Origin of the sequence: Bdellovibrio sp. HCB2-146, assembly GCF_047345725.1 — a bacterium.
Classification (GTDB): domain Bacteria; phylum Bdellovibrionota; class Bdellovibrionia; order Bdellovibrionales; family Bdellovibrionaceae; genus Bdellovibrio.
On record NZ_JBLEQP010000001.1, the window covers coordinates 2,121,893 to 2,147,909 of the forward strand.

Below are 26,017 nucleotides of genomic sequence, written 5' to 3' on the forward strand. Positions count from 1 at the left end.
CTTACGCTCCGAACACTTCAACGTTAGAGAACAAGCAATATGGAGTCGTATGACCCACACGAATCACTTGATTTGGTTCACCCTTACCGCAGTAAGGGGAGCCCCAAGTTTGGCGAGCTTCGCTGACAGCTTTTAAGCTGTTCCAGAACTTCACAGTCGTACCGCGATAGTTTGGATTTTTAAGAACTTTCGTTAGCTTGCCGTTTTCAATCAGCTGCGCATATTCACAGCCGAATTGGAATTTGTTGCGGTAATCATCAATCGACCAGGACTTGTTCGCTTGCATGAAAATGCCTCGCTCCGTAGAGGCGATCATCTCTTCTAGACGCGACTTGCCCGGTTCTAGGTTAATATTGGCCATACGATCAATCGGTGCGCGATTCCAAGAAGACGAGCGAGAGTTCGCAACACCCGGAAGATTCAAGCGCGCTTGTGATTCCAAGCTGCCCAATCCGCGCATCAATTTACCATTCTCGATCAAGAACTCTTTCGTCGCTTTTGTTCCCGAGTCGTCAAACGCGTAACTTGCAAGAGCGTCTGGAATAGTTGGGTCGAAAGTCACGTTCATCAATGGTGAACCATATTGCAGGTTTCCAAAGTCTTGAGGCTTCACGAAACTCCAGCCGGCATAGTTCCGCTCATCACCCAGGATTCTGTCATATTCGAGTGGGTGACCGATAGATTCATGCACCTGCAAAGTCATTTGGTCGGGAGCTAGCAAAAGATCCATTGTCTCTGAGGGGCAGTTTTCGGCAGCCAAGAGTTCAAGAACTTGTTCACCGACGCGTTTACTGCGTTCTAAAATATCGGCGCGATCAAAGATCTCGGCACCGACTTGACGGCAACGAGCAAGACCCCCGCCATCAGAACGAGTTTGTGTATCGCCATTTTGCATCCCTGTTGCCGAGAAGTCCGTACTGACGATCGAGAATTTTTGTTGGATCTCAGTTCCATGCGAGCTCAAAGTTTCAAATTCTGTTTCTGTGATCATTGTGTTTGCAGAACGGCTGATGATTTTGTCAGAAACTTTCATCGCGCGAGTGGCATCGATGAAAATATCTGCGATCTCTTTTGCTGAAGCCGAGTCCAACGGGCGAACGGCAGGCGATTGATATGAACCTTTTGTTGCTGGACGTTGCTCCAAACTGAACTCGTGAACTTTGTAAGGAGAGGCTACCTTTGCCATAGTGACAGCTTTTGTCAGAGCTCTTTTGATACCACTTGGAGAAAGATCGCTCGTTCCTGCGTAACCAAAGTGTCCGTTTACAAGAACTTCAATCATCACGCCTTGGTCAAAACTGATGTGATTGTGATTTGGTTTTTCGTCGCGTACCCCACGATATGTGGTTTTTTCACGCACGTGACGAATTTGGAGCCAATCAACCGAAGATTTCAGGGAATTGAGAGTGCTTAATAAATCCATGGTATTTCCTCTCTGAAATAGATGGACTTCAAATAGTAGATGCGGCGCAAAAGTTCAACCTTTTCCCTCGAAAAAGTGCCGCAAATTGGAAGTCCTTCAGCGGAGTGACAATTTGACCCAATTTTCATTGGCAAGCCTCTTGCTTTATAGAGATTTCAGAATCGCCTGGTGCCATCAAGAACCAGCTCTCAGCAAAGGGGAATCACGATGAGAATTTTACTCGCACTTTTGACGACACTTTTCATTGCTCTACTCACTCACGTTGCTCCGGCAGGTGCAGCTGTGCCCCAAACTTCGAAACAAGGGGATTGTTCTTTGATGAGCGAAGGAATCTACAAAGGCTGGTGGATGAAGCACCGTATCGTGGTAGGCGAAGACGTGGTTTACGGCGCAAACGACATGGCTGCGATCATCAACCAACTTGATTCCTTGCGTGGACAGGGTCTTTGCCGCTAAAGTGGCAAGACCTTGGAAAGAAACGAGTTTTTAAAAACAATCTGGAATTCCTATCCCGAAGCTCCGGCAAATGCTCGAGCTCTTGGTCGTCTGGTGCAAATCACCTCTGAAAACTCAGGCTGCCGAATCGAAATCTGGCGTGACGGTCAGAACCAACAATTTGATCTCCCTAAAAGCCCCTCCCTTTCTCAAGTTCTTCGTGAAGGCGATCTTGTTGCCCTTTTACCTGATAATGAAATTTTACTGTTGGCTCCAGGGACGGGTTCTTTTGATAAGGCTTTTCCGAAAGAGCGTTTGCAAAAATGGAATCGTTATTTGCGAGATGTGCGTGCTTTTTTTGAGGACCAAGATTTTGTCGAAGTTAAAACTCCCCAGTTGGTGGTGTGTCCCGGAACAGAGCCATCGCTGGATGTATTTTCAACGGAACTCAAAATTGGTTCACGCTTAGAAAAATTATTTCTTCCAACCAGTCCAGAGCTGCATTTGAAAAAAGCGCTCGCACAAGGGGCAGAAAAAATCTTTGAACTCGCTTGGTGTTATCGCAACGGTGAAGTAACAGAGAGACATCAGCCAGAATTCTTGATGCTCGAGTGGTACAGAGCTTTTGATAATCTTGAAACAATCAAAAAAGATGTTGTGAGCTTGGTGCAAGATCTCGCTGCAAAAATGCAAACGGCGGGTCCTAAAAAAGTTTATTCCAAAAGTATTTCTCAACTATTTCAAGACTATTGCCAATTCAATTTGCGCCCTGATACTTCCCTGGAGGAACTCAAAGAACTCGGTGAAAAATTAGGCGTCGACGTGAGAAGTGCTGAGACAATTGATGATTATTTCTTCCTTATTTTCATGGAGAAAATCGAAGCTGTTTTGCCTCCCGAAGATCTGATTTTCGTCGAAAAATATCCTCCCTATCAAGCGGCCTTAGCGCGTCTTACACCTGACGGATGGGGCGATCGCTTCGAAGTTTATTGGAAGGGCATGGAGCTCGCGAATGCCTTCCACGAGTTGAATAATCCCGAAATCCAACGTGACAGATCACGCGAGGACCTTGAAAAAAAGACAGCCATGGGGAAAGAAAAAATCACGCTCGATGAAGAGTTTTTTAAAGCTCTCGACGGAGGCATGCCTCCATCCGGCGGAATTGCATTAGGAGTTGAAAGACTGTACATGGCTTTGACAGGTCTTGAAAAAATCTCTCAAATCAGGCTTTTCCCTCTGAAATAACAAAAATTGTGACAGTTCTGGAAATTTCACAGGCGCCTCACTCTGTCCTGTCTCTAGACGGTTTTCTTCGATAAAACCCTTGCCGTTTATAGGAGTATTTTATGAAAAAGCTTATTATCTCTCTCGTAGTGGTATCAGCAGCAATGCCTGCATTTGCCGGTAAAATGAAAGAAATCTGGCAATCAACGAATGAAAGCGTTCTTGAAACTTTGGGTTTTGATGAAGGCGACGTTTCTGTTTCTGGTTATAAATTTGAAAAAACCAACGACGGTTTGGCAGTGAAAACGACTGTTAAAGGTAAATACAAAGTTCAAGGTATTGTTCCGACTTTTGATTGCACAACTTCTTATAAAGGCAAAGTTGGCAACTACAAGTTGGTCGACACATTCTGTGATCAAGTGAACTAACAGCATCGCTCGTCAGATCATTGAACAGTAATAAAAAAGGGAGCTTTGTAGCTCCCTTTTTTATTCTCACTTTTGAAGTGATTAGGCTTTTTTTCCGCCGTTATTGATGTCTTCTTTGAGTTCTTTTCCGACTTTGAAAAATGGCAATTTTTTTTCTTCGACGTTGATGATTTCGCCTGTGCGCGGATTGCGTCCTTTGTAAGCACCGTATTGACGGTTTACAAATGATCCAAATCCACGGATTTCGATACGGTCGTCACGCATAAGTGCCTCAACCATAGAGTCGAAAATAGTATTAACAACTGTCTCTGCTTTTACGCGAGTGATACCAGCTTTTTCAGAGATCAAGTTAATCAAATCAGCTTTTGTCATGGCGAGGTTTCCCAACTTAAAGTATTGATAACACTCTCGATTATACAGATCATAAGGTGGCAGACTAGCGCTTTTTAAAGAAATAACTCAATGCTTCTTATACATTCCGGTATTGAGCAGGATTTTACGGTAGGCATCAAGGACAGACTGGACCATTTTACCGGTATCAAACAGGTCAACGACCTTCTGGCGGGCGCGATCACCGATTTCGTCCGCAGGCATTGTCCCCGAAAAGATCTCAACTAACAAATTACTCATAGAATCGACATCGGCCGGGCGGAGGAGGAAGCCATCGCGACCGTCTTCGATGATGTTGGCGATCGGGGAAACTTCTGAACCCAGAACGACCTTTTTCTGCGCCATAGCTTCTAGAGTTGAAGGCTCAAAACCGGTACTGCGCGAACCCATGTTGATAAAAACGTCGCCTAAAACGATGTAATCTTCCAATTCCCCGGCTGGAACCGCACCCGTCATAATGACTCGGTTGCCAAGAGCCAGGTTCAACATTTCGTATTCGATTTCTTTAAAGCGCGGACCATTGCCAACAATAATCAGGTAGCTATTCGGCTTTTTAATCGCGACTTTTTCAAAAGCTTGAAGCATTGGCATCAGCTCTTGAACCTCGGTCATGTCGGTGATCGTCACCGCAACGTGAGAGTTTTCCGGCAGCCCTAGTTTTTTACGAAGCTCTAGAGACTTTTCTTTCGGACTTAAATCTCCCAATTCAATACCGTAGGGAACTGTGTAGGTATGATAATCAGGATAAAGATAATAGCGCTCAAGAATAATTTTTTGCTGAGGATTGGTAACGAAAATTCCATCCGCTGTCGAAAGCAGCTGGCGATCACCACCATAGTACGTCGTCAAAAATTTGTAGCCAGTTGCAATTGCCGTCGTCAGCATGCTGCCTAAGGTTTCACGCTTCATCGCGAGGATCGCAAATAATTGCGACATCTGAGTGGCCTCTACGTCATAAGCCATCGCCACATTGAATTCTTTTTTACGAGAACCAATGCGATAACCTGATTTATCGATGCTATGAACAATATGAAACGGATTTTCACGATGAAGCTGATTGAATTTTTGGCGAGCGGCCAATTGGAAATTCATGTGCGAAGAATTTTTCACACCTTCATTTAAAAAGAAAGCCCGTACACCATCTCTCAGAACTTCGGGTTTTTTAAGAGCGGAATTTCCCGCGATCACCGTGACCTTGTGACCTTCGCGAGCCAGGCCGCGAGCAATTGGCCATAAAAATCCATGATCCGTCGCACGGCTCAAAATCGGAAAACGATGTGAGACCAAGCAGATGTTGAGACTTTCAGGCAGCCGCGCTTTTTTCGTGAACATGTTTTTATCTTAAATGAGCCAGGGCACGATTGTACAGACGGTTCAGCTCATTCATTGAAGAATCAATAAGATGACGGTCTAGGGCCAGTTCTTCCGAGAGTGTTTCAGGTAATTTGAGGTTTGGTTTTGAAAGAAGTTTGACCAAATCTCGTTGAATATGATGGGCATTGAGCACCCAGCAATTCACCGCGTTTCTCCACAAATCCGAATGAACGCTGATTTGTTTGGAATCCAAAACTAATACAGCTTGGGCTTGGATCGCTCGCATATAGTATTCGGTCATTTCAACAGGGGAGAAGTGTTGACCTGCGAGTACAAAAGCTTCGCATTTTTCCAAAAGTAAGCGGCTGTTGTTGAGAGGCATAGAGCCTGTCATCACCCAGCGCTGGCCACAGTCGAATTTCTCCATCCAAGAAGCAAATTTTTTGCGATCCCTTAAACTCCAATGAGAATAAGATCCCCACAAAACGACTTTATGGCGTTGAGCGAGTGTGCGCAGATGTTCGAATACTTCGGATTCAGGCTCAAATGTTTTTTCACGAAACGGCAATACGAAATACGGTTCTTTCGCAAGCTGTTCGAGCAGGCGAATCTCATCTTGGTGCTCGATGGAAAATTCTGTGGAAGGTGATTCACCAAATTCTAAAACCGGAGCGAGAATTCCGCGCCCTTGACGTGGTGATCTCACATCAAGCCCGCGCAATTGCCCCAATCCCTCGATCGTCGGGCACGTGACAATATCACTTTCTTCGATCAAATAACGAACAGGATTGCGACGTTTCAAACCTCTGCGAATATCCAAAAGCGATGTCGTCAGAACACATGTCGGATGGGATTTTGCGAATAACGAAAGAACAGCTTGTGCGGGAGTCATTTGATCTTCGTCTAAAACCAAATGCAAAATTTGCGGTTGTACGCCAAAAAGTGCGGGGATAATGCGCAGTCCTTCCAGCGCACTCCATTTTTTGAAGTAAGCCATGAATTCAATATTGGATTCATCGCGGGGACTTTCGCCGTAACTTGTGAGCAAAACGACTTCGTGCTGCTGGGCTCGCAAGGCTTGCGCCAGCTGCCACGCAGTCGAGTGGACGTGTTTGCTTACAAGAATTATTTTCGCCATTCGAGCCCCAACGCACGGTAAATTTTGTCTAAAATCTTCCGGTTTGCCTCGGGGATGTTGCGATGTTTGAGTTCTTCAGGATGAATCCACTCTAGCATCATATGATGTTTGGCCCGAGGCTCGCCCTTCCAATACAGGATTTCATAGAACAATATGAGAATCCCTACATCTCCATAGGAATGCGTGCAGGCTAGTTTAAGGTCGCCGACTTGCGCTTGAATACCAAGTTCTTCATCGAGTTCGCGTGCGAGAGCTTCTTCAGGTGTTTCACCTAACTCAATTTTTCCGCCAGGAAATTCCCACTGGCCTGCCAAAGAGTTGTTCTCGGGACGCTGGCCAACGAGGATTTTCCCATCTTTCTTTAAAAATCCCGCGACAACAGGAATCCAATGTCCTTTACGGATTTTGGATTTGCGGGGTTTTACCGAAGTGGTGCTATCTTCCGTCATTATACCTTCTAGCCACCTCGTGGAAAAAATCGGGTCCATGAAACACGAGGGCAGAGTAAATTTGAACAAGATCTGCGCCCATTTGCAATCTTTCAAAGACATCTTCTGGGCTCATTATTCCACCGACACTGACGAGAAGCAGGCCTTCGCGTTTTTTACCAAGGCTCTGTACGGCCACTTCAAGGGCGCGGCGCGAAAGGTTTTTCAGAGGAGCGCCTGACATTCCTCCCTCTGCGGGGAAGGGGCATCCTTCAGGGCGGGAGAGAGTCGTATTTGTCAGAACGAAGCCGTCGATTCCCAAAGATTGACAATGGAGCACCGTTTCAGAAAGGGCTTCATCGCCCATATCTGGGCTGAGTTTAACCAAAACAGGCGTCGGTTCAAAGTGGGAAACGCGATCAAGAATGGGTCCCAGCAAATTGGTCAAACTGTCTTTGTTTTGTAAATCACGAAGTCCTTTGGTGTTGGGACTTGAGATATTCACCACAAAGGCATCGGCAAAAGGACGGAGTTGATCAATCACTGAAACATAATCGCTGACTGCGACTTCATTCGGAGTATGACGATTTTTTCCAATGTTGACGAAGATCGGAGTGCGAAAATGAGGGCCATAACTTGCTAAGTTATAAAAAACCTCTTCAGCTCCATGGCTGGGAAAGCCCATTTTATTCCACATCGCTTGTGTTTTAATGTGGCGATCCATGATCTTGCCGGGATTCGGGTTTTGTGGACGAGGCGTGACCGTTCCAATTTCGACAAAGCCACAACCAAGTGACCACCACTCTCGCAAATGTTCGGCATTCTTATCAACACCACCGGCGATTCCCATGGGATTTGCAAAGTGCAAACCTTTCCAATCGAAGCTTTTCCAGTGAGGAGTTTTTCTTCCGTAAATAAGAGAAGCAAGAGGAAGACCGATCGAACTTAAATCATGGGCCCAGTGAGCGGGCAGGAGCATCCAGGGTTTCATATCAAATTTTTCGCAAAAAAAAGGCTTGCACGTTTTGGCGTGCAAGCCGGGGTTTCTATCGAGGGTACAAACCTCTGAGCAACATCGCTTTTTCAAGTCGTTGCACAGATACCGCCATCGCAGCGGAGCGCATGTCGATGTTTTTATCTTTCGCAAGGCTATAACCTTTGTCGAAAGCTTTCGTGATGATGCCTTTTAAGCGGCCGTTAACTTCGTCTTCATCCCAGAAGAATGAAGTGATATCTTGAACCCACTCAAAGTAAGACACGATCACACCGCCACCATTCGCGATAACGTCTGGAGCGATGAAAACACCGCGTTTATGAAGGATCTTAGTCGCTGCATTTGTAACAGGACCGTTGGCACCTTCAACGATGATTTTAGCTTGGATCTTTTCAGCATTGTGCGTGTCGATTTGGTTCTCAAGAGCACATGGGAAAAGAGCGTCACATTTTGTTTCAAGAAGTTCTTCATTCGTGATCGGTTGAGCTTTTGGATAACCTTTCAAGAATTTGTGAGCTTTTACGTACTCAAGAACATCTGGGATATCAAGGCCGTCGCCATTGTGGATCGCACCAGATACGTCGCTGACTGCAACGATGCGAGCACCGCGCTCATAAGCAAATTTCGCAGCGAAAGAACCAACGTTACCGAATCCTTGGATTGCGATAGTTGCGCCTTTCATGCTCATTTGTTTTACTTCGAAAGCTTTTTCAGCAACATAAACAACACCCAAACCAGTTGCGTGGTTACGTCCCAAAGATCCACCGATTTCAACCGGTTTACCAGTCACAACACCTGGTTGTGCAAAGCCACCTTGCTCTTGCGAGTAAGTGTCCATGAACCAAGCCATTGTTTGTGGATCTGTGCCCACGTCTGGAGCTGGGATGTCTTTAGTTGGTCCGACGAAAGGTCCAATTTCAGAAGCATAACGACGAGTCAGGTTTTGTTTTTCAGTGCGAGACAATTTAGTTGGATCAACAGTGATACCACCTTTTGCTCCACCCAAAGGAAGACCCAAAACTGAGTTTTTGAAAGTCATCAAAGCCGCAAGGCCGACAACTTCTGGAAGATCGACGTTTTGGTGATAACGAATTCCACCTTTGTAAGGGCCCAAAGTTGGAGAGTATTGCACACGGTAGCCAGTGAATACTTTAACGCTGTAGTCGTCCATACGAACTGGAACGGAAACTGTGATGCAACGACGAGGACGTTTCAAACGTTCTAAAACGTTCGGATCGCAATTGATAATTTTAGCCGACTCTTCAAGAGTTTGAATGGCATTTCTAAAAAGAGGCCCATCATAAACAGGCTCAATCTTGTGTTCCATGATTTAAATTCTCCTTAAGGAAGTGAAACGAGTTTAATGGAGCAAAAACTCAGAGTCACTGGGGAAAAAGGTGATGACTCACTGGTTCTTTTTGCACACAATAGATCTATGCTTCGGTCGGGTCTTGCGCTCTTCATCATTTTTCAACTTTCTGGTCTTTCAGTATATGCCGGAAACCCCCAACGGGCGTTTTTAGAGCAGTTTGAAAGCTCACGCATGTGGTTTCCTTCCGAGGATGCTCCCATTCTCAATGACAGCTCGGGGCGTTATCCCTTCTTTCTGAACTTCCTCTTTACGAATGTGCTGAGCTGGGTGCCGACGGGAGAACCCAAAGTCATGTCCCCAGCCTGCCTTCCCGAAGTTTGGGGGGAGCGTCTGCAAGATCCTCGAGTTCGCGATCAGGTGCCGTTGCAGGGAGCATTGGTTCAAAAGTATTTCCAAGATTGTGCGACGGATTTGAGTACCGGTAACATCGGGGCCATCGTCAATATGACAAAAATGATGACGATGAAGTATGAGCCACTCACTCATCCTTTTTTACGTCGTGTGATTTTGCAGCTGCCAGGAAACATCAAGCTCAAAGGTCTGTTGGGTTTAAAGGGCGATATGAAAAGACGTCCTCTGGTGATTATGCGCTTGGGGATCTTTTCGAATGTCGAAGATTTCAAACCTGAGCGTGCCTGGACAATGATGTACTTTGATCAATCGCCGTTTAATGTTCTTTTACTTGAGAACATGTCGAGTGGAGATTTCATCGCTAACAACAGTCAGTTCTCTTTCGGCGGGTATGATGAAGGCTTGCAAAATATTCTAGTCGCGCAAATGCTTCAAGATTCGCAGCAGCCGATTTCTCGCATTATCGACAGCGTTCATATGTTTGGAATGAGTTTAGGCGGGAATGGGGTTTTGTTCGCTTCATTGTTGAATGAATACAATTCTCCAAAAAATCGTCCATTGATTCAGAGTTTTTTAGGTATGTGTCCTGTCGTGGATTTGCAGCATACAATGGAAAGCCTCACACAAGGTGGAACTTTTTCGGCCTTGGTGGATGTTTGGAGTCGTTCGCGTCTGCGTGGCCTGTCTGATAAGCTTTCCGGCGTAAATGAGTACGATAATTTTTCTTTCTTGAAAAAAGCGGTTTCGGAAATTGCTCGAACTTATCATGGTGGTCTTTCCTATATTTCTTCTGTGCATTTGCCACCGGGAATGAAGGACAGTTCAGACTTTTGGGCTTTGAATGATTTTTGGAAATTCTATCGCGACGTGAAACAGCCTGTGTTGATTCTGGCGACTGATAAGGATCCTGCGGTTCCATTTGAAGTGAATTCAGGACGACTGCAAAACAAATCCTTGAAGGTCGATTCTAAAAATATCCGTGTTGTGAACTTGCCAGAGGGATATCATTGCACACTTCCGATTTCTTACGACTGGAAGGCGCTGTCGACGATTTTGCAGTCTTACGTACTATCGCATTCTCCAGGCTTTAAGCTTCAGCAGAAATCACTGGTAATGAATCTAGATGATGAAGAATGGACTTCCTTTGCAAAAGGCGCAATGAGTGCGCGTTTTGAAGTCGATGAACCGGGGAAAAGCAAAAACTTTGTGAAGCTTGAGGTGATTGTCACCAACGGCGAGGGCAAAGAAAAGACTTTGAATTTAAGTCTGCCACTATCTGATTTTGATTTCCGTTTCTACAATGAAAAACTGAGTGATGCGGAAACTGAAATGATCGTGCGTTGGCTCAATCAAAATCTGCATTTGGAGTTCACCAACGAACGCAATCCACAGTTAAAAATTTCTTGGAAAGTGGCGGCTTAGTATCGACCAAGCCGCGCCTTAAGATTTAGCGAAACAATTGTTGGAAATGGCGAGTGTACTCGCACATCAAGCCACCATTGCGCTTGAAGTACTGAGTTTTGCTTTTCGCTTCGTAGTTGCGGTGGTTTTGATCGAACGAGAGCTCGCCGCTGCTATTTTTAAACGTCATAGGTTGCTCACTTGATTTCTCAAGAAATTCCTGAACAGTTTCAAAGCGTGTTGGGAAGCGCAACGTGTTGTTGTCGCGATCAAGATACACGATCTCTACAAAGTTTTCGCGCGTTTGGTTAGATGTAATGACTTGGAACGAAATGCTCGCAGAGTTAGTCACAGTCTCTTGGCAAAAAAGATGATCACCAGCATGGCTGATTGCAGATACCGAGAGGGTCGCGACAAGGGCAAAGATTGCTTTTTTCATTGGGTTTTCTCCTTAAAAATTATCAATGGTGAGAGATTTTGCAAAGTGCGGGCCCACCTCGGGATGAATAAAATGGATCCCGAGATTTTAGATGGTGTCTAGGAGCTTTGCAGAGGACTAAATGCGCCCCGCTCTCAAGAAGGGTGGGAGCAATCCTATCTTATCGCTTTTGAATATAATCCCCTGGATACCAGTTCCCGTTAGAAAGTAGGTAGGCATCGTCACTGCTGATCGCGCGAACCGTTTGAACGCTTGTTCCGCCATAAGTTAGGAGAACGGATTGGCCAACGGAGATACCATTTTTCGTTTTAAGAGACTTATGGACATACATTTGGTCATACCAGGAACCGTTGTCTAATAGGAATTTACCATCGCTTGCAATGCCGCGGACATGATGAAGGGAGCGTCCGCCATATGACTTCACAGCGACGTCACCAACCTTAATACCATTTAAGTTCTGCAACGACTTTTTGATGTAGTACTGATCATACCAATTACCGTTATCGAGGAGAATGGCACCGTCTCCAGAAATCGCACGAACGTAATGGAGCTGTCTGCCACCGTAAGTCCGGATGACTATCTCTCCAACAACGTAGCCGTCGAGTTTTTGCAGTGACTTTTGAATGTAGTATTGATCATACCAATTGCCATTATCCAGGAGGAACGTGCCATCGCTTGCGATTGCGCGAACGTAGTGGAGCTGTCTTCCGCCGTAAGTTCGGACGACCACGTCGCCGACCTTAATGCCATTGAAAGTCTGCACCGATCTTTGAACGTAGTACTGATCATACCAATTGCCATTATCCAGGAGGAACGTGCCATCGCTTGCGATTGCGCGAACATACTGGAGTTGTCTGCCGCCATATGTTCGAACAGCAACTTCTCCGACCGAAATGTTATTATACGTTTTGAGTGCCTTTTGAACGTAGTACTGGTCATACCAAGAACCGTTGTCCAACAAATATTGACTTCCTTTGATTCCGCGAACGACCGCTAAGGCGCGACCACCGTACGTTCTTACGACTAAATCACCCACACGGATCTCAGTTGAAGGAGAAGGTCGCGCTGAGTTTCCAGGTTTTCCTGGGGTGGTTGGGTTTGGTTTTTCTGTGGTTGGGTTAACAGGTTTTGTAACTTCTGGTTTTTGCCATTCAACTTTCGTACGAGACTCATCAGAGTAAACACTTATTTTGATGTCCGCTTCGCCGCCCATGGCTTCCATGCGAAGATCAATTGCTGTCACTTTGCCGCGATAGTCGATTGTTTCAGAAACTGCAGTGATACCATTTTCAATAACTTGGCTAGCTGAGAAGTTTTGAATCTTTACTTTCTCATCGCGATCTGTGATCAGGTAAGCTTCCTGTGTGATCAGACGAGATTTTGTTGCTGTCAATGCTATGTTGCGAACTGAGATCGCAGGTTTTAACAAAAGGCGATAAACCAGCCCGCCAGTTTTACGAGAAATTCTGTATACTTTTTCGGTGCTTTCAAATTTTGCATAAGACGGCTGTGCCGGAGTCGTTGTTTCAGCCGGAGCGGGTGCTGGCGCTGGTTTTGGCTGCACAGGTGCTGGTGGTGTTGGCGGAACCGGAATTGGATCTGGAGTTAAATCAATACCAAGTCCTGGATCTGGAAGGTCCATAATTTGAGCATGCGCACCCAAGCTTTGAGTTAAAACAGCGGCTATTACGAAATAAGACAAGCGCTTCATAGAATCTCCAGTTAAATAATTCGGAAATGCCTAGTGCAACGGGCTTGCCAATATAAACTGGAATGAATGCTTATAGAGCGAATGTGGTTGGTCATTGATTAGCCAGTATTTGTGAATTTTTCATAAAGCGACGAACGGGAGTTCAGGCTGGAAAAACGGGTACTTAGCTATAACAACCTGTTAAAAAAATGTTGATGGTTGATGAAAAGCTAGAGGCCTTTATCAGCCTGCAATTCGTATTGGAAGAATGCTGATTTGGTCGCAAGCTTTTCCATATATCCTTGAACGTCTTCTTTGGCTTCTGTCGAAAGTTTTGCATAAGGCACGATGTGTTCATCTGGCACGTACCTGAAGGTGAAATTAATTCGACGAGTTTCGAAATTTTCAATCTCATTCAGTGGGAAAAAAGCGCCGTCTTTTTTATCCACGCGCTGCACTCGGTGAAACAATAATTTTTTAAATTTGTCGCCACCAAAAATTTGCAGCGAACGATCTTCCAACCACTGCTGTAAAACAACATTGGATTTTGATTCGGTTCCTTTACTAGAAACGAATTGGAAAAGAGCGCGTTCTCCCAAAGATACAGATGCCACTGGTCCCGGTTCGAAATCTTTGTGTTCACCCACGCGAGCACAGTCGATTTTTTTACCATCTTCGGTGATTTGATTTCCGTAGTAGTTGATCAAGCAAGTGTTGAGATGCCAACCGCGAGGAATGTCTCGAGGTTCAAAGGAGTCACGCACGAGGGCTTCGATTTTTTGCACAAGGTTTTCCAGAACTGGTGGGTAACCTTCGGCTTGAACGCAGCGGTTAAAAATTCCTTTTGGCGGATGATAGTAATTCAAGCAAGCAAATTGCCAGTTTCCCAACCAATAAACGGGACGCAATAGGGGACGTTGTTTTTGATTTTCTGGGGGAGGGTTATTTTTGGAATAGCGCATCTCCCAAATGGGATAAAGAGTGCTGAGATATTTTAAGATCTCTTCTTTTTCACGAGGGGAAACGTATTCGGGCTTATACACCAAACCGCGGCCGCTTTGAGCTTTGCCCTGTGGCTTTTGAGCACCTGCTCTTTGGACTGATTTTGGCGGCGGTTTAGGTCTGTACATAGGGGGTTCTTTTAACATAAAGAGGGGCGAATGGCCAAGTGCGGGCTTCTTAGAAGGTGACAGCGCGGGGTCCTTCCGGTAGAAAAATGCTTTGGGAGGATGAAAAAATGACAACACCTGTGATGGCCAACGTGGGTCCTCAAGAAAAACAACTTCTGATCAATCAGATCCCGAAACTTAAAGATAAAAAAATCCTCATTATCGGTGACGTCTGTGTTGATGAATATGTCATGGGCGATGTTCGTCGTATCAGTCCTGAAGCTCCGGTTCCAGTATTGGATGTTGAAGAAGAAGACATCCGTTTAGGTATGGCAGCCAACGTGGCGCAAAACGTGGCAAGTCTTGGCGGCCATGCGATTTTAGTTTCGGTTGTTGGTAACGACACAGGTGCGAACTTGCTGCGTGATCTCTGCGCAAAAAGTGCCGTGAATTCTGAATATCTTGTGATCGATAATGCCCGTCCTACAACTCGCAAAATGCGTGTTATGGCCAAGCACCATCACTTGGTGCGTGTGGATTATGAAGTTCGCAATCCGCTTTCCGCGGAAACCGAAGCCGCATTGATTCGTCGAGTGGAAGAATGTGTTGAACAAGCTGATTGCGTCGTGATTGAAGACTACAAAAAGGGTGTGATCTCTCGCAACATCATCGAAAATGTTGTTTCGATTTGTAAGCGTCACAACAAGCGCGTTCTCGTTGATCCACACAAAACTTCGTCTGGTCCGTTCTATCAAGGTGTTGATTTGATCAAACCAAACTTCGATGAAGCTGTGACTTTGGCGGGAATGGATTTTGATGATCTTCGTCACAACCCAAATAAAGTTGTTGAAGTTGGTCAAGCCTTGCAAAAAATCACGGGTGCAAAAGAAGTTGTTTTGACTCGTGGTAAAGATGGCATGGTGATTTTCTCTGGGAAAGAGATCACAGAAGTTCCAACTTACGCGCGTAAAGTCTTCGACGTGACGGGTGCGGGTGACACGGTGATCGCGGCTCTTTCATTGGGCTTGGTATCAGGCTTGTCGCTGGTTCACTCTTGTATGCTCGCGAACTACGCAGCAGGTGTTGTAGTCGGTAAAGTCGGCTGCGTACCATGCGAAATTCCAGAGCTGATCGAATATATTCAAACAGCTCACTAGTTTTTGGTGAAATAAATCGGTGCTGTATAGCGATGGCGTTTTGCGGGAGTGCTTCCGTCATAGGTCCCATCGGACATGCCTATGAGTAAGTCTCCAGAGCCGGCTCCAGAACTGATATCAACGATTTTCACAATCTCATAAATATCATAAGAGACAGTTCCTGCCGTAGGAACTGTCGAAGTCCCACAGGTTAAGCCTTCAATGTTTTTAGCTTGTCCCACTGTCCATGTTGAAGTGCCGCAATAGCTTTGGTTGTTAAAATCAGTTGCTACCGAAGAGCTGTAAACCACGGCCGTTATTGATTGAAGAGTATAGTCAATTTCGATTGCATCGGTATTGTAGGAACTTGCACCACCAACAACGTAACCATATCGTTCGGTCGAGCCCAATAATTTGCTGCCTGTGCAATTCGAACTGCTATAGGCTGTCGTCTCCATGACTTGATTGGTTCCGTCAAAGGTCATCGTTAGCTGAAGATGGGCAGGCGCACCTGTTGCCAATGTCCCAGAGAGGCATTGCGACTTCCAAGTCCCACCGGTCAGATCCGTACTCGGCAGGAGCAATTCTTCCTTCATACATCCAGACAACAAAAGGGTCATAACAAGGCTTAAGAGAAGTGTTTTCATAAACAATAGATCGGTTAGAGGGGGCGTTTTGTTTAAACAAAATTTTGTTAAAATCCCGCTCAAATCTCGTATATTTCTCGAGGTCCGGGCTAAGGTTTGTAGGAATTTCGAGGCAGCCTTCAATTAGCTGAAATATCTGGGAAATAACGGGGCCGTATGCTACAAACCAGCATCCTTTAACTTTAAAGGGACCACCAAAGTCCCAGCTGTAACAAGCATGGCTGTAACAAGCCCAAGGAGCCCAAAGATGGAACTGAATTCCACAACGCCGGCGTTAGCGCCTGTGAACTACGTTGACGACAACGTTTTCAAACCTCTCGAAAACAAACCTACAAACTTCTATTCAATGACACTTGAAGATTTGAAAGCCTTCCTTAAAGGAAAAGGCAAAGAGCAATTCCGTGCTCAGCAAATCTTTAAATGGGTTTACGAACAACGCGTAACAGACGTTGAACAAATGACGAACTTGTCGAAATCGTTCCGTGAAGAACTTCCGGGCATCTTGTCTTTCGAACTTCCAAAAATTTTGACTCACTTGAAATCTGTCGATGGAACACAAAAGTTCCTCTTCGATATGGGCGACAACATGAGTGTGGAATCCGTGGTGATTCCGTCTGAAGGCCGTCTGACGTTGTGTATTTCTTCGGAAGTCGGTTGCAACATTGGTTGCAAATTCTGTTTCACGGGAAAGCAAAAACTAAAACGTCGTTTGCGCACAGAAGATATCGTTGGCCAATACATGGCCGTGAACGACAGCCTTGACGAAGGTCAACGTATCACGAATATCGTGTTCATGGGCATGGGTGAGCCACTCGACAATCCAGAACCGGTTTTCAAAACCATCGACGTTTTACACTCTCCATGGGGCATTAATTTGTCTCGTAAGAAAATCACGGTTTCAACTTCAGGTATTGTTCCTGAAATGTGGCGTATTGCTGAGGCGAAGGTTCGTTTGGCTGTGAGCTTAAATGCTCCAAGCGACGAAGTTCGTACGCAAGTCATGCCGATTAATAAGAAATGGAATGTGGACGCGTTGTTGGCAGCTTGTAAGGACTATACCGACAAGACCGGCGACAAAGTGACGTTCGAATATGTCTTGTTAAAAGGTGTGACAGACCAGCTTGAGCATGCACGCCAAGTGGCGAAGCTCACTCGTCATATTCCTTGTAAGATCAATATCATTCCGTTCAATGAACATCCGGCGTCTCCCTATGAACGTCCTTCTGATGAGACGATCGAGGCATTCCATACAGAATTAAACCGTTTGGGCGTTCACGTTCTTTTGCGTCGTTCAATGGGGCGCGATATCTTCGCAGCTTGCGGACAGCTTAATAGCACGCACAAGGAATTGGATGCGAAGATGGACATCTCGAATTCAAAATTGGGCGGTATGCCGAAGGCAAAACGTGAGTTGCTTGCACAACATGCACTTGAGTTCGCAGCTCGCAATGCGGCAGCAAATGCTGTCGACATGGATAACGATTTAGAATAGCTTTTACGTTTTAAAACGGAGAACAGAACAATGTCTGAAATTTTAGTAGTAGGAAGTCTTGCGTACGATTCAATCCAAACACCATCTGGTAAAGCGGACCGCGCTTTGGGTGGCTCTGCCAATTACTTCTCTTTGGCAGCGTCTTTGTTCTCTAAAGTTCGCGTCGTCGGTGTTGTTGGTGAAGATTACGAACAAAAAGACTACGACATGTTGAACAACCGTGGTGTGGACCTTGCGGGACTTTCAAAAGTTCCTGGGAAGACATTCCACTGGGCGGGTTCTTACGAAGGCGACATGAATGAAGCTAAAACGTTGCAAACTGATTTGAACGTGTTTGCTGACTTCAATCCACAATTGCCAGAGCACTTCCGTGATTCTTCTTTCGTGTTTTTGGCAAACATTGCTCCTGAATTGCAATTGCAAGTTTTGGAACAAGTAAAAGAGCCAAAATTCGTTGGTATGGATACAATGAATTTCTGGATTTCGATCAAAAAAGACGTTCTTTTGAACGTGATGAAAAAGGTCGATCTTGTTTTGATCAACGAAGGTGAAGCAAAAATGCTCACGGGCGCTTCTAACGCGATTTCAGCGGCTCCAATGATCACGGCAATGGGTCCTTCAGCAGTTGTTATCAAACGTGGTGAGTACGGTTTTGCGATGTATACAAAAGCAGAAGGCTACTTCATCTTGCCTGCTATGCCGATCCCAACAGTTGTTGACCCAACGGGCGCTGGCGATACATTCGCTGGTGGTTTCTTCGGTTACTTGGCAGCTCAAAAAACAAAACCAACTGTTGCGCACATGAAACAAGCCTGCATCATGGGTTCAATGATGGCGAGCCACACGATCCAAGATTTCTCAGTCAAAGCTTTGTCTAAAGTGACGATGGCGGACCTCGAGAAACGTTTGAACGAATACAAAAAAGTCATCACAGTATAGGTCGATGAAAAGCGGCCATCTGCCGCGTTGTCGGGCCTCGCGAATCGCTGCGACGTACATTAAGTACGCCTCCGCGCTTCGCGAAACCCTCCGCCTTGCATCTGACCACTTTTGATCAACCTTAAATAAAGTTAAAACCCTGCGGATAACATTCGCGGGGTTTTTTGTTTTGACGATGGGTCTTCCTGTATTAGGATTTTTTGTATGACGAAGATTCTATTTTTAATTTCGGTTATTGCGAATGTGGCGTGGGCTGGGAAGCCGGTGGGTAAGGAGAAGTTTGTGATTTATCCTGTGAAGCATATTACGGTCTCAATCAATCGATCTCCTGCGGCTGTGTATGAGTTTATTGCCAATCCGGAAAACTTGCCTCAGTGGGCGCAGGGGCTTAGTCGTTCGTCGATTGTGAAATCGGGTGATTCGTGGATCGCTGATTCACCGATGGGGAAAGTTAAAATAAAGTTCGCAGAGAAAAACAACTTCGGCGTTGTCGATCACGATGTGACATTGCCTTCGGGCGAGGTGAATCACAATCCGATGCGAGTTGTGCCAAACGGTCAAGGAAGCGAAGTTTTATTCACTCTGTTTCGTTTACCAAAAGCCTCTGACAAAGATTTTAACGAAGATGCAAAAATGGTCGAAGGCGATCTTCAAAGACTTAAAGCTCTTCTCGAAAAGTAGAAGGGCTTATTATAAGAAATTAAAATGTCTGGATTCGCAGACTTCTTGATATCCGATCTCTTGATAGATCTTGTTGGAGGTCGGATTTTTTATGTCGGTATAGAGAACGCAGAATTTCTTTCCTTGATCAAGAGCCTTTTGGCTGAGGCTCGCCACGACTGCTGAAGCATATCCTTTTTTTCGATTCGCAGGCGGAGTGTAAACGCCGCTTACTGAGATTCCGTTTTGAGTGGGTCTGCTGAAAAGAGCCATTGCAACGGGCTTGTCGTCGACGAGCCAAAGATGAACGCCTTGTCTTTGGATGATTCGATCTGCAAATTCCTTCCATTGTTCGTCCGTGCGTTTATCGTTCGGAAGACTTTCTTCTGCAAAAGCTTTCATCCATCCAAAAACAAAATCAGCATCGGCCGGGGTTGCGACTTTCATTGTGCCGTTCATTCTATGAGGGAAAATGACCGACTCAAGTTTGTAGATCTTTTGTGCCATTCCCAAATCGAACTTTTTTCCCGTAAGTTCTGACCAGATAGTGGCAAAAGTTTCCGATTCAAAGCGAGGACCGACAACGCCTGAGAAAACTTCTTTCGTATCAATCATATGCTGACAGAGCAATCGAAGTTGCCGCGCGGTTGCGTAGGTAATGATGAGATTCATCGGATTCGCTCGAAAACAAACTGCACCCGACACTGTTTTTCCATTTTCAACAATTCGTAAAAGAACAGGAGCGTCCTTCGTAGGATTTGTGACCATGCCTTCTAATAATCCAATCATAAGACTGTTGACCGGCTCTGCTTGATAAAGCAGAGGTCCGCACTCTTGCAGGAACTCCGGCGTTGATCGGTCAGAAACAATTTCGAGGTCAAGCATAAAGGTCTCCGGTTAAAAAATTTAATATAAATTGGGGCGCTTTGCATCTGACAACTTGCTGCGTTTCCTACGTATCGACGAGTTCTGCAACATGTCGGCGTGAAATAGGTTTGCCAAAAAAATCAAGCTCAGTATGCTTTTTGCGGCTATCTGATAGCCAAGGAGCACACATGACATTTCGTTGGATGAGCTTAGTTTTGATTTCTGGATTGGCGTTGAGTGCGTGCAAGAGCACACCCAATCAAGGCAAAGGAGTTATTGCGATGGATGAAATCCAAGATCCTTATTTGTGGTTAGAAGAAGTCGAAGGTTCTAAGGCACTGGACTTTGCAAAGGTCGAGAACAAACGTTCCATCGATCACTTCAAAGCGAACGGCGATTTTAAATCTATCGAGTCTGACATTCGTAAGATCATCTTCGCGAAAGACCGCGTACCTGGCGTTTCGCTGAGAAACGGTGAGCTGTATAATTTCTGGCAAGATGAAAAGTATGTGCGTGGTTTGTGGCGAAAAACTTCCATTGAAAGTTTTAAAACCAACAATCCAAAATGGGAAATCATTCTGGATCTCGATGAACTTGCAAAAAATGAGAAAGAAAACTGGGTTTGGAAGGGAACGACTTCACTTCCGCCGAAGCATGAACGCGTGCTGATGTATCTTTCTCGAGGCGGCAAAGACGCTATTGTCATTCGTGAGTTCGACGTGAAAACGAAAAAGTTTGTGACAGATGGATTTAATCTGCCTGAAGCCAAATCTCGCATGGATTGGATTGATGAAAACACGGTTTATGTAGGAACTGATTTCGGCCCGGGGACTTTAACGAATGCGGGTTATCCGCGTTTAACAAAGTTATGGAAGCGAGGCACGCCGTTGAGTGACGCCGAACTGAAATTGACTGCGGAACTGACAGATAATATGGCGACTGGCTTCACGCTGGATCGCGATGGCAAGACGTATCGAATCTTGAATTTAGTTCATTCGTTTTATACGGGGAAGTTTTTTTACGAAGATGAAAATGGCAAACAGACGCACATTCCAATGCCTGACGATGCGAATTTAGAGGGCGTCTTTAAGGATCACTTCCTCTTTACTTTGCGCTCACCAATGGGGAGCTTTAAGGTGGGAAGCTTGGTTGCGCTTCCAGTTTCAAAGATTGGTGAAGGCGAAAAGGCACAGCAGTCTTTGCAGTTGGTCTTTGCGCCGACCCAGAAGAAGTTCCTTTCTAATATAGGAACAACGAAAAATTATCTGCTGATCAATACAATGGACAATGTTTTGGGACGTATTGAAAAGGTGACTTTTGAGGCTCCGAATACTTGGAAATCTGAGGCTGTATTGCTCGGCCAAAACGGTGTTGCGAATGTCAGTTCCACGGAAGATGAGAGTGATGTTTATCTCGCGCAATATATTGATTTCTTAACGCCGACATCGACATTTGTAGCCAATGCTTCTGATGCGAAAAATGATTTTGAGCTCTTAAAGCAAAGCCCGAAGCGTTTTGATTCCGACGGCATGAAGGTTGAGAGATTCCAAGCAACGAGCAGAGATGGAACGAAAATTCCATACTTTGTAGTTTCAAAAAAAGCGATTGAGCTCAATGGCAAAAATCCGACGTTGCAATATGGTTACGGTGGATTTGAAGTTCCGGAGCAACCTTACTATCTTTCCTTCATTGGTAAAGTATGGGCAGAAAAGGGCGGAGTTTACGTTCTCACAAATCTTCGCGGAGGCGGAGAGTTTGGGCCTGAGTGGCATCAATCGGTCTTGAAAGAAAATCGCTATAAAGTTTATGAAGACAATGTCGCGGTTTCAGAGGATTTGATTGCTCGCGGAATTACATCGCCAGCGCATTTGGGTATTGCCGGTGGATCGAATGGTGGATTGTTGGTGGGAGCAACCATGGTTTTGCGCCCGGATCTTTACAACGCCGTTGTTTGCCAAGTTCCATTGCTGGACATGCTTCGCTATCACAAGTTGTTAGCAGGGGCGAGCTGGATGGCGGAATACGGGGATCCAGACGATCCAAAGATGCGCGAAGCCATCTTAAAGTACTCGCCCTATCAACGTTTAAGTCCGTTGGCGAAGTATCCAGAGATATTTGTGATGACCAGCACAAAAGATGATCGCGTTCACCCAGGTCATGCGCGTAAATTCGTCGCACGCATGAAAGAACAAGGCCACCCAGTTTACTACTACGAAAACATCGAGGGCGGTCACGCGGGCAACGCCAACCTTGAGCAATCGGTTCTATGGAACTCCCTAGAATACACCTACCTCTGGGAAAAACTCCGCTAGGTACCTGCTTCCTTTCGTGTCGAAAAGGTACCAGGTTCTTTCTGTCCACGAAAGAAAGCTGGTACCCGCGTATCAAAATGAGATTCGCCGGTCGAAGGTCTGGTTCCTTCCCCTAGGTCTTAAGAGGGAAGGGGAAAATTCCGATAAATCTCATAGTCATGAGCAAAAGAAAAAAGAAGTCCTCACCTGCAGAAAATCTGATTGAATCCTTGATGGATGACTTAAAAGGCATTCAGTCCGAGGCTTCTTACCATGCTCCTTTGGCATCACGAGATGATGACAACTTTGAGGGAATTCCCGGGCTTGATTCCGGAGAGCATCGCCTTGAAAGAACCAATCCAGCAGCTGCAAATATCTGGGACAATCTTGAAAAAGGTCTGAGCGGAGAAATTGAAGCCTCTGAATTCAACAGTGATGATTCTTCTGATCTTCCAGAAGGCTGGGGCGATGAGCTTCCGTCTGCGGAAGAAGATCGCTACGACGGTCCCGAGCTTGCGGATCCGGCTTATCAATCTGCTGAAGATTTAGAAGCGCCGCCACCTCCTCCTGTCGTGAAATCTTCAAAGGCTTCACGTGCGCAGGAAGAAGATGATCACACTCGTCCCGTGATGGCGATGTCATCACCAGCGGGTGGTGAAGATAAAACAGTTTCTATTCAACAAGATGTGAATGTCCTAGCAACACACAACGGTCCTGTGACGAAGAGTGCAGGAGATGGAGATAAAACTGTTGCGGTGGAAGGTTTTGCAAACGCTCGTTTGGGGCGTCGCAAGCCTTTGGATGTTGATGTCAAAGTAAGTGTCGGAAGTTTCCGTGGAGCTCAACGCCCTGGAACTGCCAATGTATTCACTTCTGTCGATGCGAGTTTGGCGCAAGCTGAAAATCTTCGCATCGCTCAGCAAAGAATTCTAGAGCTTGAAAAAGAAAATGAGATTCTTCGTGCAGAAAATGAAGAACTTGCTTCAGCTGGTGAAGTTGTTCGTAACAGAACAGAGGAACTTGCTGCGCGCATTACGGCGATTGAAAAAGAAAAAGTGGAAATGCGTGAATCTGCACAAAGTGAATTGCTAATTCTCAAAGGCAATTTGCAGTACAAAGAAAACGAAGCTGCCAAAGCGCGTTTGAAGGTAGAAGAGCTCGAATCTCGACTAAAATCTGACTTTAAAAAGATCCGTGTGCGCGAAAGAGAGCTAGAAAATCGTCTAGAGCTTTTGCGTGCTGAAAAAGCAGCCATCGTTCGGTCCAAAGATGAGTATATCTTGGAGCAGAAAAGAAAGGTTGATCAGCTTTCTCAGGAACTCGATAATTACCGTAAGAAGTGTCTGGAGCTCAATAAGGCCCTTGACGCGAATCAAGAACAGTTTAAGCGAACGGAACGCGCGTTGCGTTTGGCTTTGACGAATCTTGAACCTAAAGAGGAGAATATCGTTCCACTAAAGAAAGCCGAGTAACATGGAGTCTGCTTCCTCTGTAGAAAACATCGCTGACAACACAGCTGTCATTAAAGCCCCTGTCAAAAAAGTGAAGGTGGTTCTGAGCGATCTCCATTTGGGGAAAGGTCGTCTTTTGGAAAAAGGCGGTCTTAACTCTCTGGAAGAATTCTACTTTGGCGAAAAACTTGTCGAGTTTATCGATTATTACTCCACGGGCACTTATCGCGACTATGAAGTTGAAATCATCATCAATGGTGACTTCCTTAATTTCCTACAGTGTGATTACAAGGGCCATATTCTCACGGTGATCACAGAGCAAGTGACGCTCGAAATCCTCAAAGAAATCGTAAAAGGTCACAAAGCTGTTTTTGATGCGCTTAAAGAGTTTGCATCGAAACCAGGCAACTCCATCACCTATGTCGTTGGAAACCACGATCAAGGCATGTTGTGGCCGGCGTGTCGCGCTTATCTGAATAGCGTGATCGGCGCTTCGATTCGTTATAAAAACATCGTTTATTATTTTGATGGCGTGCATATCGAACACGGTCATATGCATGAAGCGGCCAATCGTATGGATCCTAAAAAGTTCTTTCTAAAAAAAGACTTGGTAGAGCCGATTTTGAATTTGCCGTTTGGATCGCATTTCTTTTTAGAAGTCGTGTTAAAGATCAAACAGAAGTACCCACACGTCGATAAGATTCGCCCATTTGGGAAAATGCTGCGTTGGGCTTTAATCAATGAAACACGTTTGATTTTGCATTCGTTTGTAATGGCTTTGGGTTATTTCACGAAAAGTGCAGTGGTCAAAGATCCTCGCCGCCAATGGCCGATTAAACGACTCCTCCAGGTGATTTTTGAGAGTGCGATTTTCCCTGATTTAAGTGAGTCGGCGCGTAAAGTTTTGTCGGACGAACGTGTGCATACCGTCATATTCGGTCACACGCACGTCTATCAGTATCGTCAGTGGTCTGAGGACAAAGAATATTTTAACACTGGAACATGGACTGATATCACTTCTTTAGATATTGTCTCTTTAGGAAAAATCACGAAGTTGACCTATGTGTTGATTGAGTACCCAGAAGACGGCAGCCGTCCTCGTGGGCGACTCAAAGAGTGGAAAGGTTACCACCGCATTGAGGAAGACGTGGCAGTTTCCTAAAGGAACGTGTTTATGTTGGAAATTTCTCATGCAAGTCGTAACTTGGACGCCGCAATCGTTCAAAAGTGTCAGAACTCGCTTCAAAAATTCTTAAAGAGAACGGACATCGGTTTTCCCCACTTAGTGGAGCGCATTCCTCTCTGGCAGCAGTCTCATGAAATGGGTCAGCTTTTTTCAAGTAAATTTAAAAAGCTTGTTGTCGTTGGATTGGGTGGAAGTTCCCTTGGGACTCGTGTTTTGGCAGAAGTTTTCAATTCCAAATCTTTGTTCTTTATCGACAATGTCGATGCTCTCGAGTTTGAAACTTTGGTGGAGGAACTCGGAGATCTTAAGAATGTCGCGTGGGCTTTTATTTCTAAAAGTGGCGGAACTATTGAGTCACTGTGCTCTCTGGAATTTTTGGATCAAATCTATTCGCAAGAAGGTTTGAATCTGGCATCTCAGAGTTTAATCATCTCTGAAAATAAAGTGAATACATTGACTGCTTGGGGAAAATCAAAAAACATTCCTCAATGTGAAATTCCTCTTGATGTCGGTGGGCGCTTTTCTGTTTTGTCACCGGTGGGAATGATGCCAGCATCTTTTATCGGTTTGGATTTGGAAAAAATCCGTTTAGGTGCAAAACGTGCTTTGGCGAACACAGAAATTGTTTCTCAGGTGATGGCGCACATGGCGCAAAGCTTTCAACGTGAAGAATGGATCACATTGTTGTGGTTCTATAATTCTCGCCTGAAAAATTTCGGTTCTTGGTATCAACAGTTGTGGGCTGAATCACTTGCAAAAACTCAAACTCGTGATGGGAAACCAGCTCCTCGCGTGAGCACGCCGATGTGGGCCGTTGGCGCTTCTGATCAGCACTCCATTCTTCAACAAGTGATGGAAGGAACACACGATAAGTTCGTCGTCTTCCAACGTGTTACGGAGTCAGAGGCCGGTTCTCAAAAATTACTTCGCGCTCAGTTCAAAGAAACTCAAGATCTTCTCGGTCGTACTATGGGTGAGCTTTTGCGTGCAGAAGCTTTGGCCACACAAGAGGCTTTGAATGAGAATGGAGTTTCTACTCTGACACTTAAGACGAAGGTCTTAGACGAAGAATGCCTGGGTTATATGTTTATGTTCTGGCAGTTGGTTGTTGCGGGACTCGGTGAGTATTTAGAAATCGACGCATTCAACCAACCGGGTGTCGAACTAGGCAAGAGACTAGCGAAAGAGAAATTGAAGAAAGCTTGATTGTCA

24 protein-coding genes are annotated in these 26,017 nt (G+C 45.4%); 12 read left to right on the forward strand and 12 right to left on the reverse strand.

Features of this window, described 5'->3' with window-relative positions; all coding sequences use genetic code 11:
• Window position 1 precedes the first annotated feature (1 nt).
• On the reverse strand, window positions 2–1,423 hold the full coding sequence (locus ACLWOR_RS10365) for a TldD/PmbA family protein (RefSeq protein ID WP_413940632.1): 1,422 nt from the start codon (window positions 1,421–1,423) through the stop codon (window positions 2–4).
• Between the two features lie 207 nt (window positions 1,424–1,630).
• Between ACLWOR_RS10365 and ACLWOR_RS10370 the strand changes: the two genes are divergently transcribed.
• From ACLWOR_RS10370 to ACLWOR_RS10380, 3 genes are all read left to right on the forward strand, one after another.
• Window positions 1,631–1,879: a hypothetical protein gene (locus tag ACLWOR_RS10370; RefSeq protein ID WP_413940633.1), complete on the forward strand. Its 249-nt coding sequence runs from the start codon at window positions 1,631–1,633 to the stop codon at window positions 1,877–1,879.
• Window positions 1,880–1,891: 12 nt separating this feature from the next.
• Window positions 1,892–3,103 carry an EF-P lysine aminoacylase EpmA gene (gene epmA / locus ACLWOR_RS10375; RefSeq protein ID WP_413940634.1) on the forward strand — a complete coding sequence of 404 codons (1,212 nt, stop codon included), beginning with the start codon at window positions 1,892–1,894 and terminating at the stop codon, window positions 3,101–3,103.
• 101 nt (window positions 3,104–3,204) lie between these two features.
• Window positions 3,205–3,510, forward strand: a complete 306-nt coding sequence (locus tag ACLWOR_RS10380) for a hypothetical protein (RefSeq protein ID WP_413940635.1) — start codon at window positions 3,205–3,207, stop codon at window positions 3,508–3,510.
• 81 nt (window positions 3,511–3,591) lie between these two features.
• Here the strand turns inward: ACLWOR_RS10380 and ACLWOR_RS10385 are convergent, their stop codons facing one another.
• From ACLWOR_RS10385 to ACLWOR_RS10410, 6 genes are all read right to left on the reverse strand, one after another.
• Window positions 3,592–3,882: an HU family DNA-binding protein gene (locus ACLWOR_RS10385; RefSeq protein ID WP_413940636.1), complete on the reverse strand. Its 291-nt coding sequence runs from the start codon at window positions 3,880–3,882 to the stop codon at window positions 3,592–3,594.
• A gap of 87 nt (window positions 3,883–3,969) precedes the next feature.
• Window positions 3,970–5,232 (reverse strand): glycosyltransferase family 4 protein, encoded by a 1,263-nt coding sequence (locus tag ACLWOR_RS10390; protein ID WP_413940637.1) that lies wholly within the window; start codon window positions 5,230–5,232, stop codon window positions 3,970–3,972.
• Between the two features lie 4 nt (window positions 5,233–5,236).
• The gene (locus tag ACLWOR_RS10395; RefSeq protein ID WP_413940638.1) at window positions 5,237–6,352 is read right to left on the reverse strand and encodes a hypothetical protein; all 1,116 of its coding nucleotides are present in this window, start codon (window positions 6,350–6,352) and stop codon (window positions 5,237–5,239) included.
• Window positions 6,340–6,801, reverse strand: coding sequence for an 8-oxo-dGTP diphosphatase MutT (gene mutT, locus ACLWOR_RS10400; RefSeq protein WP_413940639.1), 462 nt, complete (start codon window positions 6,799–6,801; stop codon window positions 6,340–6,342). Before mutT ends, ACLWOR_RS10395 begins: the two co-directional genes overlap by 13 nt.
• Window positions 6,788–7,771: a quinone-dependent dihydroorotate dehydrogenase gene (locus ACLWOR_RS10405; RefSeq protein WP_413940640.1), complete on the reverse strand. Its 984-nt coding sequence runs from the start codon at window positions 7,769–7,771 to the stop codon at window positions 6,788–6,790. Before ACLWOR_RS10405 ends, mutT begins: the two co-directional genes overlap by 14 nt.
• A gap of 55 nt (window positions 7,772–7,826) precedes the next feature.
• A complete protein-coding gene (locus tag ACLWOR_RS10410; RefSeq protein ID WP_413940641.1) occupies window positions 7,827–9,101 on the reverse strand; it encodes a Glu/Leu/Phe/Val family dehydrogenase in 1,275 nt (424 codons plus the stop codon).
• Between the two features lie 108 nt (window positions 9,102–9,209).
• Between ACLWOR_RS10410 and ACLWOR_RS10415 the strand changes: the two genes are divergently transcribed.
• Entirely contained in the window at window positions 9,210–10,919 is a 1,710-nt protein-coding gene (locus ACLWOR_RS10415; protein ID WP_413940642.1) for a hypothetical protein, read from the forward strand.
• 25 nt (window positions 10,920–10,944) lie between these two features.
• Here ACLWOR_RS10415 and ACLWOR_RS10420 read toward each other — a convergent pair whose 3' ends face one another.
• The 3 genes from ACLWOR_RS10420 to ACLWOR_RS10430 all read right to left on the reverse strand — a co-directional run bounded on the left by ACLWOR_RS10420 (window position 10,945) and on the right by ACLWOR_RS10430 (window position 14,157).
• Window positions 10,945–11,337 carry a hypothetical protein gene (locus ACLWOR_RS10420; protein ID WP_413940643.1) on the reverse strand — a complete coding sequence of 131 codons (393 nt, stop codon included), beginning with the start codon at window positions 11,335–11,337 and terminating at the stop codon, window positions 10,945–10,947.
• Window positions 11,338–11,497: 160 nt separating this feature from the next.
• Window positions 11,498–13,048 (reverse strand): beta-sandwich domain-containing protein, encoded by a 1,551-nt coding sequence (locus tag ACLWOR_RS10425; RefSeq protein ID WP_413940644.1) that lies wholly within the window; start codon window positions 13,046–13,048, stop codon window positions 11,498–11,500.
• 209 nt (window positions 13,049–13,257) lie between these two features.
• Entirely contained in the window at window positions 13,258–14,157 is a 900-nt protein-coding gene (locus tag ACLWOR_RS10430; RefSeq protein ID WP_413940645.1) for an alpha-ketoglutarate-dependent dioxygenase AlkB, read from the reverse strand.
• A gap of 107 nt (window positions 14,158–14,264) precedes the next feature.
• On the opposite strand from ACLWOR_RS10430, the gene rfaE1 reads away from it, so the two are divergent.
• Complete coding sequence (gene rfaE1 / locus ACLWOR_RS10435; protein WP_413940646.1) at window positions 14,265–15,293, forward strand: D-glycero-beta-D-manno-heptose-7-phosphate kinase; 1,029 nt, start codon at window positions 14,265–14,267, stop codon at window positions 15,291–15,293.
• Here rfaE1 and ACLWOR_RS10440 read toward each other — a convergent pair.
• Window positions 15,290–15,919, reverse strand: coding sequence for a hypothetical protein (locus tag ACLWOR_RS10440; protein ID WP_413940647.1), 630 nt, complete (start codon window positions 15,917–15,919; stop codon window positions 15,290–15,292). The genes rfaE1 and ACLWOR_RS10440 overlap by 4 nt on opposite strands.
• Window positions 15,920–16,166: 247 nt before the next feature.
• On the opposite strand from ACLWOR_RS10440, the gene rlmN reads away from it, so the two are divergent.
• From rlmN to ACLWOR_RS10455, 3 genes are all read left to right on the forward strand, one after another.
• Window positions 16,167–17,411 carry a 23S rRNA (adenine(2503)-C(2))-methyltransferase RlmN gene (gene rlmN, locus ACLWOR_RS10445; RefSeq protein ID WP_413940648.1) on the forward strand — a complete coding sequence of 415 codons (1,245 nt, stop codon included), beginning with the start codon at window positions 16,167–16,169 and terminating at the stop codon, window positions 17,409–17,411.
• A gap of 30 nt (window positions 17,412–17,441) precedes the next feature.
• Window positions 17,442–18,350 carry a PfkB family carbohydrate kinase gene (locus ACLWOR_RS10450; protein WP_413940649.1) on the forward strand — a complete coding sequence of 303 codons (909 nt, stop codon included), beginning with the start codon at window positions 17,442–17,444 and terminating at the stop codon, window positions 18,348–18,350.
• A 204-nt stretch (window positions 18,351–18,554) separates the two neighbouring features.
• Window positions 18,555–19,031 carry an SRPBCC family protein gene (locus ACLWOR_RS10455; RefSeq protein ID WP_413940650.1) on the forward strand — a complete coding sequence of 159 codons (477 nt, stop codon included), beginning with the start codon at window positions 18,555–18,557 and terminating at the stop codon, window positions 19,029–19,031.
• Window positions 19,032–19,040: 9 nt separating this feature from the next.
• Here ACLWOR_RS10455 and ACLWOR_RS10460 read toward each other — a convergent pair whose 3' ends face one another.
• Window positions 19,041–19,895 (reverse strand): GNAT family N-acetyltransferase, encoded by an 855-nt coding sequence (locus ACLWOR_RS10460; RefSeq protein ID WP_413940651.1) that lies wholly within the window; start codon window positions 19,893–19,895, stop codon window positions 19,041–19,043.
• A 170-nt stretch (window positions 19,896–20,065) separates the two neighbouring features.
• On the opposite strand from ACLWOR_RS10460, the gene ACLWOR_RS10465 reads away from it, so the two are divergent.
• From ACLWOR_RS10465 to ACLWOR_RS10480, 4 genes are all read left to right on the forward strand, one after another.
• Window positions 20,066–22,189: a prolyl oligopeptidase family serine peptidase gene (locus ACLWOR_RS10465; protein WP_413940652.1), complete on the forward strand. Its 2,124-nt coding sequence runs from the start codon at window positions 20,066–20,068 to the stop codon at window positions 22,187–22,189.
• A 158-nt stretch (window positions 22,190–22,347) separates the two neighbouring features.
• Window positions 22,348–23,640 carry a hypothetical protein gene (locus tag ACLWOR_RS10470; RefSeq protein ID WP_413940653.1) on the forward strand — a complete coding sequence of 431 codons (1,293 nt, stop codon included), beginning with the start codon at window positions 22,348–22,350 and terminating at the stop codon, window positions 23,638–23,640.
• Between the two features lies 1 nt (window position 23,641).
• On the forward strand, window positions 23,642–24,781 hold the full coding sequence (locus ACLWOR_RS10475) for a hypothetical protein (RefSeq protein ID WP_413940654.1): 1,140 nt from the start codon (window positions 23,642–23,644) through the stop codon (window positions 24,779–24,781).
• A gap of 12 nt (window positions 24,782–24,793) precedes the next feature.
• Window positions 24,794–26,011, forward strand: a complete 1,218-nt coding sequence (locus ACLWOR_RS10480; protein ID WP_413940655.1) for a glucose-6-phosphate isomerase — start codon at window positions 24,794–24,796, stop codon at window positions 26,009–26,011.
• Window positions 26,012–26,017 lie beyond the last annotated feature (6 nt).